At 42.6% G+C, this 16,806-nt stretch carries 12 protein-coding genes; 7 read left to right on the plus strand and 5 right to left on the minus strand.

The annotated features are described in order from the left end of the window. Window positions 1-469 precede the first annotated feature (469 nt). Together ACQP6D_RS02010 and ACQP6D_RS02015 are read left to right on the plus strand one after the other, a co-directional pair. Complete coding sequence (locus tag ACQP6D_RS02010; protein WP_427857307.1) at window positions 470-3,247, plus strand: flavocytochrome c; 2,778 nt, start codon at window positions 470-472, stop codon at window positions 3,245-3,247. Between the two features lie 25 nt (window positions 3,248-3,272). Beyond that, window positions 3,273-4,247 carry an FAD:protein FMN transferase gene (locus ACQP6D_RS02015; protein ID WP_427857308.1) on the plus strand — a complete coding sequence of 325 codons (975 nt, stop codon included), beginning with the start codon at window positions 3,273-3,275 and terminating at the stop codon, window positions 4,245-4,247. Window positions 4,248-4,309: 62 nt separating this feature from the next. On the opposite strand, the gene hisC is transcribed toward ACQP6D_RS02015, so the two are convergent. The 5 genes from hisC to ACQP6D_RS02040 all read right to left on the minus strand — a co-directional run bounded on the left by hisC (window position 4,310) and on the right by ACQP6D_RS02040 (window position 10,266). Continuing rightward, window positions 4,310-5,371, minus strand: coding sequence for a histidinol-phosphate transaminase (gene hisC, locus ACQP6D_RS02020; RefSeq protein WP_267390140.1), 1,062 nt, complete (start codon window positions 5,369-5,371; stop codon window positions 4,310-4,312). 81 nt (window positions 5,372-5,452) lie between these two features. Continuing rightward, window positions 5,453-6,997, minus strand: a complete 1,545-nt coding sequence (locus tag ACQP6D_RS02025) for a SulP family inorganic anion transporter (RefSeq protein ID WP_267390139.1) — start codon at window positions 6,995-6,997, stop codon at window positions 5,453-5,455. Window positions 6,998-7,021: 24 nt separating this feature from the next. Next, on the minus strand, window positions 7,022-8,206 hold the full coding sequence (locus tag ACQP6D_RS02030) for a 5-(carboxyamino)imidazole ribonucleotide synthase (RefSeq protein ID WP_427857309.1): 1,185 nt from the start codon (window positions 8,204-8,206) through the stop codon (window positions 7,022-7,024). 468 nt (window positions 8,207-8,674) lie between these two features. Next, on the minus strand, window positions 8,675-9,289 hold the full coding sequence (locus ACQP6D_RS02035; RefSeq protein WP_367577964.1) for a hypothetical protein: 615 nt from the start codon (window positions 9,287-9,289) through the stop codon (window positions 8,675-8,677). Window positions 9,290-9,318: 29 nt separating this feature from the next. Further along, the gene (locus ACQP6D_RS02040; protein WP_367577963.1) at window positions 9,319-10,266 is read right to left on the minus strand and encodes a class I SAM-dependent methyltransferase; all 948 of its coding nucleotides are present in this window, start codon (window positions 10,264-10,266) and stop codon (window positions 9,319-9,321) included. A 415-nt stretch (window positions 10,267-10,681) separates the two neighbouring features. On the opposite strand from ACQP6D_RS02040, the gene ACQP6D_RS02045 reads away from it, so the two are divergent. The 5 genes from ACQP6D_RS02045 (at window position 10,682) to ACQP6D_RS02065 (ending at window position 16,631) form a co-directional block, all read left to right on the plus strand. Continuing rightward, window positions 10,682-12,016 (plus strand): DEAD/DEAH box helicase, encoded by a 1,335-nt coding sequence (locus tag ACQP6D_RS02045; protein ID WP_369608113.1) that lies wholly within the window; start codon window positions 10,682-10,684, stop codon window positions 12,014-12,016. Window positions 12,017-12,302: 286 nt separating this feature from the next. After that, entirely contained in the window at window positions 12,303-12,446 is a 144-nt protein-coding gene (locus tag ACQP6D_RS02050; RefSeq protein ID WP_267390133.1) for a hypothetical protein, read from the plus strand. A gap of 283 nt (window positions 12,447-12,729) precedes the next feature. Beyond that, window positions 12,730-13,269, plus strand: a complete 540-nt coding sequence (locus tag ACQP6D_RS02055) for an RNA pyrophosphohydrolase (RefSeq protein ID WP_267390132.1) — start codon at window positions 12,730-12,732, stop codon at window positions 13,267-13,269. A 126-nt stretch (window positions 13,270-13,395) separates the two neighbouring features. Continuing rightward, window positions 13,396-15,381, plus strand: coding sequence for a DNA topoisomerase IV subunit B (locus tag ACQP6D_RS02060; protein WP_370389745.1), 1,986 nt, complete (start codon window positions 13,396-13,398; stop codon window positions 15,379-15,381). Window positions 15,382-16,268: 887 nt separating this feature from the next. Then, window positions 16,269-16,631, plus strand: a complete 363-nt coding sequence (locus tag ACQP6D_RS02065) for a roadblock/LC7 domain-containing protein (RefSeq protein ID WP_100139998.1) — start codon at window positions 16,269-16,271, stop codon at window positions 16,629-16,631. The last annotated feature ends 175 nt before the right edge of the window (window positions 16,632-16,806 follow it).

Consider the following 16,806-nt stretch of genomic DNA (forward strand, 5'->3'; position numbering starts at 1 on the left):
CTTACAATAACAATGTTAATATTCGTTAATCAAACTATCGTTTTACACCAGCACCAGTTGAACATCTCTCATCTCAAGTAGACTAGACTATTCAAATAATTGATTATATTTAACCTTTTAAATATTTTATAGGTCGAACTTAATTTCTGAACCATAAAAACCTAAAACCACAAACGCATAAATATGTCATCCTAAAAGCAAACTGCTTTTATCAACCCAAGTTCATTCTAACCTTCAAAACACACTTCCAAATACACAAATACAGCACTGTTGAAAGAGCATCTACATAGCAAAAATCAGCTTAGTTTTACCAGAATTAACCGCCTAATTTTGATTATCATCAATACAATAGCTTTAATATATGCCATTGTTATATATACTACTTTTGCTCAATAGAAGAGTACAAAGGTTTACGCTACCATGCGCCTATTTCTAATTTTAGACTGATTCTGATTAACTGATAATGCGTATGAATACCCCATCTTCTCCACTATATAATCCGCTTACCCTACCCAACGGGGCCATTCTGAAAAACCGGCTGGTCATGGCACCAATGACAACATGCTGCGGATTCTATGATGGCACGGTTACCGACAACCTAATTGAATATTACCGCCAGCGAGCTGGCAGCATCGGAACTGTTATAGTGGAATGCGGGTTCGTCGATACCATGGGACCGGCTTTTCCTGGCGCCATCGGCATACATAACGACGACTGCATCGAAGGTCTGAGCCTGCTTGCTGCAGCTATCAAAGAACAAGGTTCTAAAGCAATTATACAAATCTATCATGGCGGACGCATGGTGGAACCTCAGCTTATCGGCGGCCAAACACCAAAAGCACCCAGTGCCATCGCTATTCCTCGACCAAATGCCACAGTACCGGTAGCAATGAGCGCAGGTGAAGTGGAAGACATGATTATAAAATTTGGCGATGCCGCCAGACGAGCCATAGCCGCCGGCTTCGATGGCATTGAAATTCATGGCGCCAATACTTATCTGATTCAACAGTTTTTCTCACCTCATGCCAACCAGCGACAAGACAAATGGGGTGGTAGCCGTGAAAACCGCACCCGTTTCCCGCTAGCGGTACTAGAAATCAGCCGGCAAATGGCAGAAGAACATGCAAATAAAGAATTTATCATTGGTTACCGCTTCTCACCAGAAGAGCTAGAAGTACCTGGGATTACCTTTGAAGATTCCTTGTTTTTACTAGATAAACTAGCACAGACCGGTCTTGACTATGTCCATTTCTCCATGGCTGCGACTTTACGTCCATCCATCATTGATACTGACGACGAAACACCGTTAATAGATAAATACATTCAACAGCGTTCAGCAGCGCTGGCTAAAGTACCCGTAATCGGCGTAGGTAATGTAGTAAACAAGGCTGATGCAGATACAGCCATGGCACACGGCTATGATTTAGTAGCTGCAGGACGAGCATGCGTTGCCTATCCAGATTGGGCAGATCGTATACAGCAATACGATGATTTACAACTGTCCATGAATAGCGATCAGCGTACCGAGCTGTGCATACCCGAGCCCTTATGGCGCTTTCCGCTTATCCATAGCATGGTACGAGAAATCAACACCAAAAAATTCCATGCCGGCACCTACCAGCAGACAGTCAGCGATGACTACGAAAACAAATTCGTTATCAATGTAGAGCTGGGAGAAGATTTCATCAAAGACATGTCACTTATAAATGCCGAACAGCTAGACCATGTTTCCGTTCGCAATTTCAACGAAATCAAAGAGCGGATACTGGCTGCCAACAGCCCTTATGTCGATGCCATCAGTGGTGCCACATCACAGTGCGATGCCTTTAAAAAAGCAGTAACAAAAGCCATTTCCACCTCCTACAAAGTAGCCAGCATTGTTGAAGGCGGCGATGGCGACGACAAAACCTGTGATGTGGTTGTAGTAGGTAGTGGTGGTGCCGGACTGGCAGCAGCAATAGAAGCTCACGACAAAGGTGCATCTGTCGTCATCATTGAAAAAATGCCAATTGCCGGTGGCAATACCAATAAAGCCTCAGCCGGCATGAATGCCGCAGAAACCCTGTTCCAGCAACAGGCAGGCATTACCGACCATAAAGAATGGTTCTATAACGAAACCCTAAAAGGCGGTAAAAACAAAAACAATCCTGAACTATTACACTACTTTGTCGAACATGCGCCGGCGGCTATCAATTGGCTGGACGCAAAAGGAATCCGCTTAAACAATCTAACCACCACAGGCGGCATGAGCGTAGACCGCACCCATCGTCCGAATAATGGTGCGGCCGTAGGCGGATTTCTGATTAGCGGCTTATTGAAAAACATCAATGAGCGCGGTATCGAACTGATGCTCGATACCTCAGTCACCGATATTGAACTAAAAGATGGACGGATCAATGCAGTAATAGTGAATGACGAAGATGGCAATGAACAACGCATCAGCACCAAAGCAATCATCGTAGCCACAGGTGGTTTTGGTGCTAACGCGCAGATGGTGACACATTACCGACCAGACTTAGCAAATTTTGTAACCACCAATCACAAAGGCGCTACCGGTTCAGGTATCGCCCTGTTACAGAAAATCGGCGCTGGTACAGTTGACATGAATGAAATACAGATTCATCCCACAGTCGAACAAAAAACTGCCTATCTGATTTCAGAATCTATACGTGGCGGTGGTGCCATACTGGTATCACGGCATGGCAAACGCTTTGTCAACGAGCTAGACACACGCGATAAAGTTTCCAACAGTATCATCGCCCTTACCGATCATTATGCTTATATATTATTCGATGAGCAAATACGTCAGGAAAACAAAGCAGCAGATACCTACATCGGCAAAGGACTGGCTGTACAGGCCGATTCTTTAGTTGGACTGGCAGAAAAACTGGATATCAATCCCGAAACCCTCAGCAATACGGTAGAACGCTATAATCGTTTTGTCGAACAGCAGCATGACGAAGATTTCGGCCGCACCACCGGCATGCGCCATCCTTTAAACCAGCCATCATTCTATGCAATTCCGATTGCACCAGGTATCCACCATACCATGGGTGGTGTTACTATCAACACCAATACAGAAGTACTGGATACCAATGCGCAAGTTATTAAAGGCGCATACGCAGCAGGCGAAGTAGCTGGTGGCGTACACGGGGGTAACCGCATCGGTGGTAACGCCATTGCCGATATTATTATTTTTGGTATTCAGGCTGGTGATCAGGCAGCTGCCTATGCAAAAGACCTATAATTATTGATTTACCTTGCTCATCACCATGTCAGAAATCTGCCATACCTACAGCCAGCAGCTTATGGGAACAACGGTTTCTCTACAACTTTTTGTAGAAAACCTGCCGGCTGTGTCAGCTGTGTTTCAAACCATACAGGCTTTGGAAACACGATTAACGGTCAACAGAAACCATTCAGAAGTGATGAGCATCAACCATGCTGCCGGCTCACAGCCGGTAGCAGTCAGCAAACTAGTATTTGATTTAATCCGTCAGGCCAAACAGGCCAGCCTACTCCCCCATAGCTGTTTCAACTTTGCCATTGGACCACTGGTTAAACTATGGAAAATCGGTTTTAACGGCCACAGCGTCCCGCCTGCTGAAGAAATTGCCCAACGGCTAACTTTAACTAGTCCTGAGCTAATAAGGCTAGACGAAAAAAATCATACTGTTTTTCTGACCAGAACCGGCATGGAAATAGATTTAGGCGCCATTGCCAAAGGCTATATAGCAGATATAACCAAACTGGTATTAGCCAGCTATGGCATCCATCAGGCCATAATCAACTGTGGCGGTAATGTATTAACCATTGGAAGCTCACCCCTCACCAGCAATCAGCAATGGCATATCGGACTAAAACGCCCGTTTGCCGCCGCAGACAGCCTGCTGGGAATTCTGCATCTGCAAAATAAATCAGTTGTAACATCTGGGATTTATGAACGCTATTTCATCCTGAATGAAAAACTGTATCACCACATCATTGATCCTCAGAGTGGCTACCCTTTAGACAATGAGCTGCAAAGTGTCACCATCATTTCCGACAACTCCTTGACTGGCGATATCTATTCCACAATTCTTTATGGCTTGGGAGTAGAACGAGGAATAAAAGAATTAGATAAACATCAATATATGGGTGCCATATTTGTGACCAAAGACAAAAAAATAATCATCAGATCCAATCAGCACTTCGAATTTAAATCACTAGCAGATGATTACCAAATTTGCTCATATGAACTAAATTGAATTCCTACGAACTGCCTGAAATAGCCAATACCCAAATAATAAATCAATATTTTTAATTATCATTATTTCATCAATAATTCTTTCAGCACCGCTATTAGACGCTGCTGTTGCTCAACTGTCCCAATACTGATACGCAAAAAATTATCAATCCTAGCCTGTTGAAAATGGCGCACCACCACACCATGCTGGCGCAAAAAAACAGCAATCTCCTCGGCAGCTTTTTCTACGTGACAAGCAAATACAAAATTGGCATAAGAAGGTAAGACTTCAAAACCCAGTTGCCGTAATTGTTCAGTCAGCCAGATACGGTTATCGATGACTTTTTTACAAGTAGAACGGAAATAGCCATCATCCTTGAAGGCAGCAATAGCCGCTGCCTGTGCCACACGATCCAGCGGATAGGAATTAAAACTGTTTTTTACTCGCTCTAGCCCTTCAATCAATTCAGCCTGCCCCAATGCCAGACCAACCCGCATACCAGCTAGCGACCGTGATTTAGATAATGTCTGCACTACGAGTAGATTAGGATAATCTGTAATCAACTTCACCGCAGAGACACCACCGAAATCAATATAAGCTTCATCCACCAGCACCACACAATCAGGATTAGCTTGCAATATCTTTTCAATCATTACGAGTGGTAGGATACAGCCGGTAGGTGCATTCGGGTTTGGAAAAATCACACCCGCCACTGCCCCAGCGTAATCTGCCGAATTAATGGCAAACTGCGCATCCAGTGGTATCACACGCGGTTTCACATCATACAACTGACAATACACTGGATAAAAGCTATAGCTAACATCGGGCATCAACAACTGCTGTTTACCTTGAAAAAAAGCTGCAAAAGCGTGTGCCAGCACCTCATCAGAGCCATTTCCCACAAACACTTGCGATTTTTGCAAACCATAGTAGTCTGCCACTGTCTGCTTAAGATTATCTGCATTCGGATCAGGGTATAAACGCAAATCCCCATTTACTGCGTCATGCATTGCCTGTAACACCAAAGGTGATGGTGCAAATGGATTCTCATTAGTGTTCAGTTTAACCAGATTAGAAAATTTAGGCTGCTCACCGGGTACATAAGGCTGCAACCTTTTAGTATTCTCACTCCAAAATTTACTCATTCTATTTCTATTCCCTTATTATAAAACTTGGTTACTTACAAACCCACACAATCGCAACTCAGCCCCGTATCACAACCGAATTCATACTGTTACAGGCTCACCAGCATAGCTTGGGCTGATCAATAAAGATTCAGCATCACGCGTACTCAATTGCTCAGGCAGCAAATAATCCAATTTTTTAGTCGTTAGCACCATACATGCCGCTTCACTCAGGCCACAGATATATAAAGTTTTACCTTGCTGATGCAGGTTACGTGCCAACACCTGCAGATGGACAAATACCGTCACATCAGTATGACAGCCTGCACTCACATCCAGATAAACCTTTTGTACTTTCAATGTCCGAACCAAATCAAAACTTCTATGGAGTAAGCTACTGGCATTAGCAAACAGCAAAATCTGTGGCAGCGTAATAACAGCTTCCTGTACCACAATCTGCACTTCAGGCAGCAACAACGGCCATGCTCGCAGACGAATAGTATGCCAGCACATCACAATCAAGCCTAAAGAAATAATCAGCCATAAACCGGCACAGATACCAAACAACACAATCAGCAGCGCAGAAACACACAACCATAACAAATCACCCCATTGGCGATAATACAAGCGCAACTCACTCCAGTTTATCTGCACGCAGATTGCATACAGCGCAATTACGGCCAGCACTGGCAGCGGAACCGCACGCCACCATGACCAGCAATAGATCAGTAACAATATCACCAGCGCTGTCAACAACGTCGAACGGGTTAATCGCAGAGCCTGATCATCTACATAACCCACACTGGCCACCATACCGCCAGTCAGCGCAGACAGAATATTAGTCAAACCAGTCAAACCAGTGCTGTACCGGAAACGATCTGGTAAATATTGGCAAATTTCTACATTAATCAATAAAGCAATCGTAGCACTCATAAATACCAGCAAAGCCCAGTCTGCATGTACTTGACTCACTTGCATCCAAACTTGCCAGTTTTGCTGTACCGGAGTAGCCACACCCAGCAATGTAAACGGCCAAATATGGCTGAGCATCCATACCAACAGCAACACCCACAAAGCTTTCGGCTGAGATTGCGTTCGCCAAAACAGCAGTAAAGCAAGAGAAAGAGCAGCCAGCACCACGCTCGGCCAGTTCCAGCTATGCCAGTTTAGCAGTAGCACCCATTGCTCCAGCCATGAGCTATTATTGGCGGCCACACCAAGAATAATCGGTGCCAGCATCACCATCAGAGTCAAGGAAATCCCCATTCCAATACCGTGCCACACCGGACGGGCAATCCAGTTCATACAATGCCGTGGCAGAATCACAGTCAGCAATACTAACCAGCCTCCAGTAAACAGAGTCAGCATACTCGCTACCATAAGCCGATCCGACACCGCACCGGCATAGTAAGCTATCGATGCGGTAAGCATCAAAGCTGAAAACGGTGCGGGCGTCAGCAATACTTTATTACGGCCACCAAAAAGAAGGCAGCACAATAGTGCACACAACAAGCTGGCCAGAGCCATAGAAATGGGCAAGCCGGTGATACCGGCACAGGCAAGAGCCATCGGCAAAACATAGCCCAGCATCTTCCAGCCATGTGACAGCCATACCAAAGGCCGCCACTTAAAGCTTTTCAGTTCCAAGGTATTATCCTTTAGCCCAAATCATCAGGATAAATTAACATCAGTCGAGCAAAATTCTTGAGCACCAGATTGCAAACGCAGATGAAGAGCGCGAGCCATTTGCAAGGCCTGCTCAGAATCCTGTGCAAGAACAGTAAAATGTCCCATCTTGCGACTCGGACGGACTTGTTTTTTACCATACAGATGTAAAAATGCCGTTGCATGATTCAGCACGACAGACCAGTTCGGCTCAGTTTGCGGCGGCCATACATCACCAAGAATATTGGCCATACAGCAAGGCTGTAACAAATCAGCAGCAGCCGGTTTTAAACCACACATTATCCTTACCTGTTGCTGAAACTGGTCCGAAATACAGGCATCCATACTAAAATGGCCCGAATTATGCGGCCGCGGCGCCACTTCATTCACTACCAGATGCATCTTGCTGCCCACAACAAACATCTCAACTGCCATGACCCCTCTATATTCCATGGCCTGAGCCAGCCGGCATGCCATCTGCTCAGCCTGCTGTAAAACTGAAAGAGGTAGTCTAGCCGGTACCAGCGAATATGCCAAAATACCATTTTCATGCTGGTTTTCTGCAACTGGAAAACACACCGTGTGCTCTTCATCAAGCCGTGCCACTACCACCGAAATTTCCGCACGCAAATCTACTTTTTTTTCCAGCACACAGCGCACCTGCCCTAATTTGGCAAAAGCAGACTTCAATTCAGCAATTGTACTAACCGCTATCTGACCTTTACCATCATAGCCCAGCGTCGCCGTCTTCAGTATTCCTGGTAATAATTCTTCAACATGGCTATCAATATCAGATTCAGCACAAACAACACGATAAGGTACCGTTTTCAGCCCAGCTTTAGCAATCCATTCCTTTTCCTGCTGCCTGTCTTGTGCAATAGCCACACATTCACCAGAGGGAGACACAACTGTATATTGTGCCAACCAGCGCATAGACTGAGCATTGACATTTTCAAATTCCGTCGTTACCGCCGCACATTCAGCCATAGCCTGTAAAGCTTTAGAATCATCAAAAGCAGAGCACAAATGCACATCAGCAAATTGAGCAGCAGGAGCTTCAGGATCAGGATCCCATACCATCACCTGATAACCCATTGTTTTAGCAGCAACTGTAAACATTGCCCCTAACTGGCCACCGCCCATAATGCCCAGCATTGAAGGTGGCAGAATACAGGAAGAAAAACAAGACATAACGGTATAGAACAACCCTCAGAATACAAACAATATCATTTTAAAATAATCTTATGCCAAAACAGCTAACCGCATTGAGATCTTAAACTTACTCAGTGTCTAATTTACCTGTCAGCAAATCAATATACAAACTATGCAAATAATAATAGTAATTAATGCACTTAGCAGCCAGATAGGTTGCAAAAAACCTTCATATCAGCCAAATCTCAGAATTTTTAAATAAAAAAATAAAATTCTTTAAATAAATTACCTTAACCAATCGAAAAATAAAATTAAGTAAACCCAAAATAATATTACCTTCAATTATGTTAACATAAATCAATTCTTGATTACAAAATCAAACACAAATGACCAGTTATAATCCATCAATTTAAATTCAAAATTAGTAAAACAGAGCAGTCAACAGTCATCTAATTAGATACCACAAACCCAAAATACATTTAATCAATTTCCAATTTATTCATAGTTTTAATGAAATTGCTGACTAGAAACATCACTACAGGGTTGTAATTGCAAAGAGCCGTTAGCCCCATCCACACATAATTTACTATCCCTATCTCGAAGCTGGCGTCCCGTTAGTAACCAGTTATTTCTTCTACTTTGCGTACAAGAAACGACTCCAACATCATGATTTTTAACAGCAAGGCAACGATTGTTCAGCCATACTTTTCCCTGATGGAAATACATAGCCTCACTGATTTCTCCAGCCGTACAAGTTTCAAGCAAAACAGGCTGCCATACCGAAGCCATGCTTTTCGTACGCAAACATACACTATTGAGCGGACGCAAGCTGATACTGGAAGAAACAGGATAAACAGGCGGATAAGGTAAACCTTCAGGATAATCTGGATAAGGCAGAGCAGCAGGATATACGGGCGTATCAGTATAAATCACAGTTGCGCCAGCAGGGGCATCAATATGTACCGTTTTATTAATCGTAGTGGTTCGTGAAATAGGCAAATCAACAATGATATCGCGTTCACCATGACCGGAATGATATATGACCTCTGCTTCGGTCAAAGCTGGACAACACAGCATACTCATCAAAATCAAAATTTGCTTGAATTGTATATTGCCAATCATTATCACCTCCCGTAATCATAACCCAGAAATTATCGATGCCTGATCTCCCAACACTGGTGAATGCGGGTATTGCGAAAATCATCAGGTACAGTATTTGCAGAAATATCCCGAATGCTGTAGCGTTGATGCAAACCAGCATTCAACGTGAAACTCCGCAGATTATTTGAGAAAAACAACACCCCCTGTGGCGCCAATAAATGCATCGCCCCATCAATCAACTTTTCCTGATCCCGCTGAATATCAAGAATATCACGCATTTTCTTACTATTAGAAAAACTCGGTGGATCCATTACAATTAAATCAAACTGCCTGCTTAGTTCAGCTGCCTGCTGCAGATACAGGAACACATCAGCACGCACAATCTGATGCTTTAAACTATCCAATCCATTTAGCTCAAAATTACGTTTCGCCCATTGCAGATAAGTATTTGACAAATCGACTGTTTCACTCAATATGGCTCCACCGGTGGCCGCATAAACCGTAAAACTACCCGTATAAGCAAATAAATTCAAAAAACGTTTACCTTCAGCTAGATTACCGATTAACCTGCGAGTATTACGATGATCTATAAATAAACCCGTATCTAAATACTTATCCAGATTTACCCAAAAAGCACGTCCGTATTCATGAATAACAAAATCTGTGCCTTCAGCACCGGTTTTTTCATACTGCTCTTTACCTTTCTGGCGCGCCCGTCTTTTAACATGAATATTGTCTGCAGGCAGCCCTGTAACGAACACTATCGCCTCAGTCACCCCGCCCAGCCATTCCTCATACTCTGCCTTCTGCATCAGCCAGCCAGTATCATATTCCTGCAAATGAACCTGATCCTTATAAATATCCACCGCAAACGGATATTGAGGAATATCACGGTCGTACATCCGCCATGCCTCCAGCCCCTGACGCTGCGCCCACTTACGCAAATGTTTAATATTCTTACCAAGACGGTTAGCAAAAGCACCTATATCATTACTCATAAATAAAACTTTACATATCTGCCATAAACAACCTAATACCCACATTGTAACGGAAAAAACCACCATCTCCCCAGCGCGTTTGAAATAACCATCCAGTCATCAGGTTGCTAAAAAAACCGAAATAACTTATAATTTAACGAATAATTTGAAACCATCGTTTACAACCTGAGTTAATTCCGGCGTATCCATAATCTCTTTTATGATGTAACGCCATCTACCATTAGCCGCAGTATTGCTTTCGCTACTTGGTTGTCGTCGATGTATAAAATACCCACACACAAGCTAACGACAACCAATTGCTATCTTTATATTACTTTCCTCCTTGGCTTAAGCTAGCAACAGTTTCCAGTAATCTATTTTCAACAAAATAAACTAGATTATCACGTTTGGTTGGTCGTTTAACCAAAGGAAAACCATGACATTGTCTTTTTCAGATTTACATTTAGACAAACAAATTACCAGCGCGCTCACTGCTGCCGGATATGAAACCCCAACTCCCGTACAACTGGAATCTATTCCCGCTGTTTTAAATAATCAGGATGTAATGGTTTCTGCACAGACAGGTTCAGGCAAAACAGCCGCTTTTCTTTTGCCAACGCTACAAAAATTGCTTAAACGCAGCGAAAAATCCGGCAAAGGCCCGCGTGCACTGGTATTAACGCCCACACGTGAACTTGCCCAGCAAGTCGAAAAAAATGCTCAGATATACGGCAAAAATATGCCTTGGCTGCGCACAGTTACCCTAGTGGGCGGCACCGCCTTCGGACAACAAATCCGAGCCTTAGCGCGCCCCATCGACCTGATCGTAGCTACTCCAGGACGATTAATGGATCACATGCGTCAGGGACGCATCGATTTTGGGCGTTTGGAAGTCCTCATTCTGGACGAAGCAGACCGCATGCTAGACATGGGCTTCATTGATGACATCGAAACCATCGTCGCAGCCACTCCTGCCGAACGTCAAACCCTATTATTCTCAGCCACATGGGATGGCATGGTTGGCAAACTGGCGCAGAAACTAACCAACCAGCCTCAGAAAATTGATATTGCCCGTGAAGAAAAACAAGGCAAAATCGATGAACAATTGCTATATTGTGACGATATTCGTCATAAAAATCGTCTGCTAGATCATTTGTTACGTGATGCCAGTATCGATCAAGCAGTAATCTTTACCGCCACCAAAGCTATGTCCGAACAACTGGCTGACGAACTATACGAAAAAGGTTTTTCTGCTAACTGTCTGCATGGAGACATGCCTCAGGGCTGGCGAAACCGTACCTTGATGGATTTACGCAAAGGCCGAATTAAAATTCTGGTCGCTACAGACGTAGCTGCACGAGGTATTGACGTACCTACTATTACGCATGTAATCAATTACGACCTACCCAAACAGGCAGAAGATTATGTACACCGTATAGGACGTACCGGCCGTGCAGGTCGCACCGGTTTGGCCATTACTTTTGCTGAAGTGAACGAGTACATCAAAGTTCACAAAATAGAACGCTACCTCAATCGGAAACTGCCGGAACATACCATCAGCGGCATGGAACCCACTCGCAAGCGTTCGAGTAAATTTGCTAATAAAGGTCGTCGTTCATTTGGCAACCAAGGCAAAAGCGGCAACTGGAATGCCGGCCGTCGCCATAATAATGAGCAGCAGCCCAACCGTTCGCGCCAAGGCAACCAAGCAGGACGTCAGCGCAGCAATCCGCAAAATAGACATAGCAGCAACAGCCAACCAAAACATTAATTCTTAATTATCTACACATTTATCAGGCAGCTTTTGCTGCCTGATATCTTCAAAATTATTAAGTTCAGACCATATCTGTTTTTATCATCATCAAACAGAACATCTTTACTGTCTTGCAAATTTTTGTTATATCTAATATATTTTATAATAAAACGAAAATTATCTAAAAAAACAATAATAATATTCATGCAGGCATAAGCATTGTCACCTTATAGTAGTACCTGTAAAACAAGTATTAATGACAACAGTTGGTGCACAACACCGACAAGCGAGAAAGGAATTAACTATGCAACATCGTCGAAGATTACAAATTTTTCAGGCAGCCAAACGAGCTGCATTTTACCAGCACACTCAGCCGGTTAATACAAAAGAGCAGATTCCAGAAGAAAACGAAAAAAATATTCTTCTATTGGAAACTGTGCACCAGTAATAGTACTTAGGTAATACATAACAAGCCATATTGATCAGATATGGCTTGATTCATAATTATCCGGATAATCAATATATCCAATACTGACTCAATTGCAATATACAATCAACATAACATATTACTTACTCTACTCTTGTTTGATAAATCCTTTAATATATAAAATCAACAAAAATACCAATAGCATTTAATTAAGCAAATAGCCTTGTCTCATCATCAAACAATCCTAACTGGTTTCCTATCTCGATTTGTGCGAAAATTCAGTTTATTTACTGGGCGAACTACCATGTTAGACAGAGAAGGTTATCGCCCCAATGTCGGGATAATCATCACCAACGACCGTAATGAGGTTTTCTGGGGCAAACGGGTACACGAACATTCTTGGCAGTTTCCACAGGGTGGCATCAAACCGGGAGAAAGTCCCGAAGCTGCCATGTATCGAGAATTGATGGAAGAAGTAGGCCTGTTGCCACATCATGTCAAAATCATTGGGCGCACTCGTGACTGGTTACGTTATGACGTTCCCACACATTGGATTAAACGCGAATGGCGAGGCTCCTATAAAGGACAAAAACAGATATGGTATCTGCTGCGTCTGACTGGACGGGAAAGTGATATCCACCTGCGTGCCACCCACCATCCCGAATTTGATGCATGGCGCTGGCACCAGTACTGGGCACCAGTGGATGAAGTGATAGAATTCAAACGCAATGTCTATCTTAATGCACTGCACGAATTGTCGCGTTTTCTGCATCAACTACCGGAGTGGACAGAATTCGTACAAAACCGTCAGAACCACGATGATAAATATTCACTGGCTGAATAAAAGCCGGTCATTCAGCCGGCATTCACCTGCCTGATCCCAGCACAAAACAAAAACAAATTACCGAAAAATTAAATTTTTTACGGTAATTTGTTCTATATTGGCAATACTACCAGTCTGAAATAAATTATGAGCAAATCCATAACTTACGATGAATCTAGCGTAACCGTACTCAAAGGTCTGGCACCAGTTAAAGAACGGCCAGGCATGTACACCAGAACCGACAGCCCTACCCACATCATTCAGGAAGTCATTGATAATGCTGCCGATGAAGCACTTGGCGGTTATGCACAAAACATCGACGTAATCCTAAATCAGGATGGTTCAGTAACCGTAAAGGATAATGGACGAGGCATACCAACTGGATTACATCCAACTGAGCAGGTTCCCGTAGTCGAACTGGTTTTTACCCAGCTTCATGCGGGTGGTAAATTTAACAAAAAAAGTGGTGATGGTGCTTACGCATTCTCTGGCGGGCTACATGGTGTCGGCGTTTCCGTTACCAACGCCCTCTCTACCAGATTAGAAGTCACCGTTAAAAGAAACAGCAAAATTTATCAAATTGTCTTTGCAGCTGGAGAAGTTATTCAGCCCCTGACTGAAATTGGCAAATGCACCTCCAAAGATAGTGGAACAGAAGTTCGCATCTGGCCTGACGGTCATTACTTCGACAACCCACAATACAACATAGCTGAACTTGAACGCACATTGCGTGCCAAAGCAGTATTACTGCCAGGTATCAGCGTCACCCTTACTCGGTATATCAATGGTACAGATGAAGCACAGACACAAAACTGGCACTATCCGAATGGCCTAAAAAGTTATTTACTGAATCTCCTTTCAGATAGCCAAACCGCTACACCTATCTTTGCTAGTGAAAATTATCTAGGCGCCAACCATGACACAGATTTCAATCAAGGCGAAGGTGCAGCTTATGCATTAAGCTGGGTAGAAGAAGGTAATGCACCCAGTGAAAGCTATGTAAACCTCATACCCACAGCCCTTGGCGGCACACATGAGGCAGGTCTCAAACAAGCCGTCTTTCACGCCGTCAATAATTTCATTAACCACCACAACCTGCTGCCACGCGGTGTAAAACTTCAATCAGATGATGTATTTTCCCGCGTCGCTTTTGTATTATCCGCCCGTCTGCTGGATCCACAATTTCAGGGACAAACCAAAGACAAACTCACCAGCCGTGATGCACTCAAACTGGTGGCAGCTATGTGCAGCGATCCGCTTGAGCTCTGGCTGAACCAAAATATCGATACCGGAAAAAAAATAGCCGAACTGGCCATTCGTCAGGCGCAGGCGCGCATGCGCTCAACCAAAAAAATAGAAAAGAAAAAAGGATCCGGAGTAGCCGTCTTGCCAGGTAAACTCACAGACTGTGAAAGTGAAGATATACGTGAAAATGAACTTTTTCTGGTCGAAGGAGATTCTGCCGGCGGTTCTGCCAAACTGGCTAGAGATAAAAATACCCAAGCCATCCTGCCCTTACGCGGCAAAGTATTAAACAGCTTCGAAATTCATCGCGATCAGTTATTTGGCAATGCAGAAATTCACGATATTTCTGTAGCCATTGGCGTAGACCCGCACGGAAAAAATGATAATCCAGATTTATCCGGCCTTCGCTACGGCAAAATCGCCATATTATCCGATGCCGATGTAGACGGTGCTCACATTCAAGTACTACTACTTACCCTCTTTTATACCCACTTTCCCCGTCTGATTGATGCAGGACACATCTACGTAGCCCAGCCGCCTCTATTCAGAGTGGATGTCAACGCACAGGGTAAAAATAAACCAGCGCGTAAACTTTATGCACAGGATCAGGCAGAACTAGATACCATTCTGGATCGACTGCAAAGCGAAAAGGTTAAAGAAAGTACCTACAGTATCAGTCGATTTAAAGGTCTGGGAGAAATGAATCCAGATCAGCTTAAAGACACCACCATGAACCCCGATACCCGCTGCCTTTTACAAGTACAGATAAGAGAAGAAGACAGCAACGAAACCCGCAACATCTTTGTTAAACTAATGGGAAAAGGAGAAGCAGCATCCAGACGCGTATGGATGGAAGCAGAAGGAGACAAAGTAGAAACCGATATATAATTAACCATATAACCAATATCGGCTTGACCTAAATACATAAGACTCTGTATCAAAGCATATCCGTAAGCAATGAAGTTTTATATAAATGTAACTACAGGTTCTTAACAAATAACAACCTGTAGTTACATTTATATGTTTAAATACGTATCAATGCTTTTTTATTTATAAGAATTAAGCTAATAGTCAAATAATATATCACCATTACCGCTAAATAATATAATTAGCTTGTTCAACAATGCTCAACTTACATCACGAATAAAAAACTTGAAACAAATTCTGTATAGCAAGAACCTTCATGCAATACAGACTAAATCTCCCCAAAACTTTAGAATTAAAATCCGTACAAAATCTAGCAAAATTAAAATATCTCACAGCATAACCAAATCAAGAGTCACAAACTATATAAAGACATACCCTCATCAGAAGGTAAAAGCAAACTCTAAACACCAGGTCATTAAAATAAATGAACATAAATTTTATTTAATATTAGTTTAATTAAAATATGGCCAACAAAGTCGTATATTATTTGCTAATTAGATATGTAAATTTATATTTATACATAGTAGTCACACAACTTAAAATTGAACTTTAAGTCAAACGGATATTGATTTAAATCAAATAAATGTTCTTTAAGCAATCCAGCATTCTGTCCATATTTAGAATAATGTTATAATAAAGAATAGTTTCTGAAGACCAATAAAATAGACTGAACAAATACTACAGAATATTACTTTCAATACAACGTCAAATCAGAAAAAAAATGCATCGAAAATAAAAATAAGAATTATCTATAAAGATAATTGATAAAATTTAATAACATTTTTTTGCAAAAAAATTCACCCATCTTTATAATTAACACGGTTACAGTCAATTTTAGAGGAATTTTCATGAAATATGATTTCATCGAAGGCGTATTAAAAACACTAAACAGTACACCTGACATTACATCTTCTGCTGTTATTTCTACTGACGGTCTGCCAATCGCCTCAGCACTGCAAAGTGGCATGGATGAAGACCGAATCGGCGCCATGGCTGCGGCATTACTTTCATTGGGTAACCGCTCTGCTAAAGAAGTATTAAAAGGTTCTTTGGATAATACTATTATTCATACAGATAAAGGCTATATGCTGCTGTTTCAGGCATCTGAAGCCATCTTGTTAACCATCACTACAACACATGAAGCAAAATTAGGTTTGATTTTGTTTGAAGCTAAACGTGCATTGAAAGAACTAGCTGATCATTTTGGTTAATATTCAGTTTGCTTAACCTGAAATGTGCCATGCCTAATTAAAGCCATACATGCAAAATAAATGGTATATCCAAAACGGTTTTTGTAATCAGCACAACACTGAAAATTTGGTTTAATCTTTCAGAATTGTTCAAATCCGGTTTCATAAACAGGATTGATCGCTGTCAGGCAAATTC

The sequence above is a fragment of the Snodgrassella sp. CS2 genome, assembly GCF_050310315.1.
Lineage (GTDB): Bacteria > Pseudomonadota > Gammaproteobacteria > Burkholderiales > Neisseriaceae > Snodgrassella > Snodgrassella alvi_E.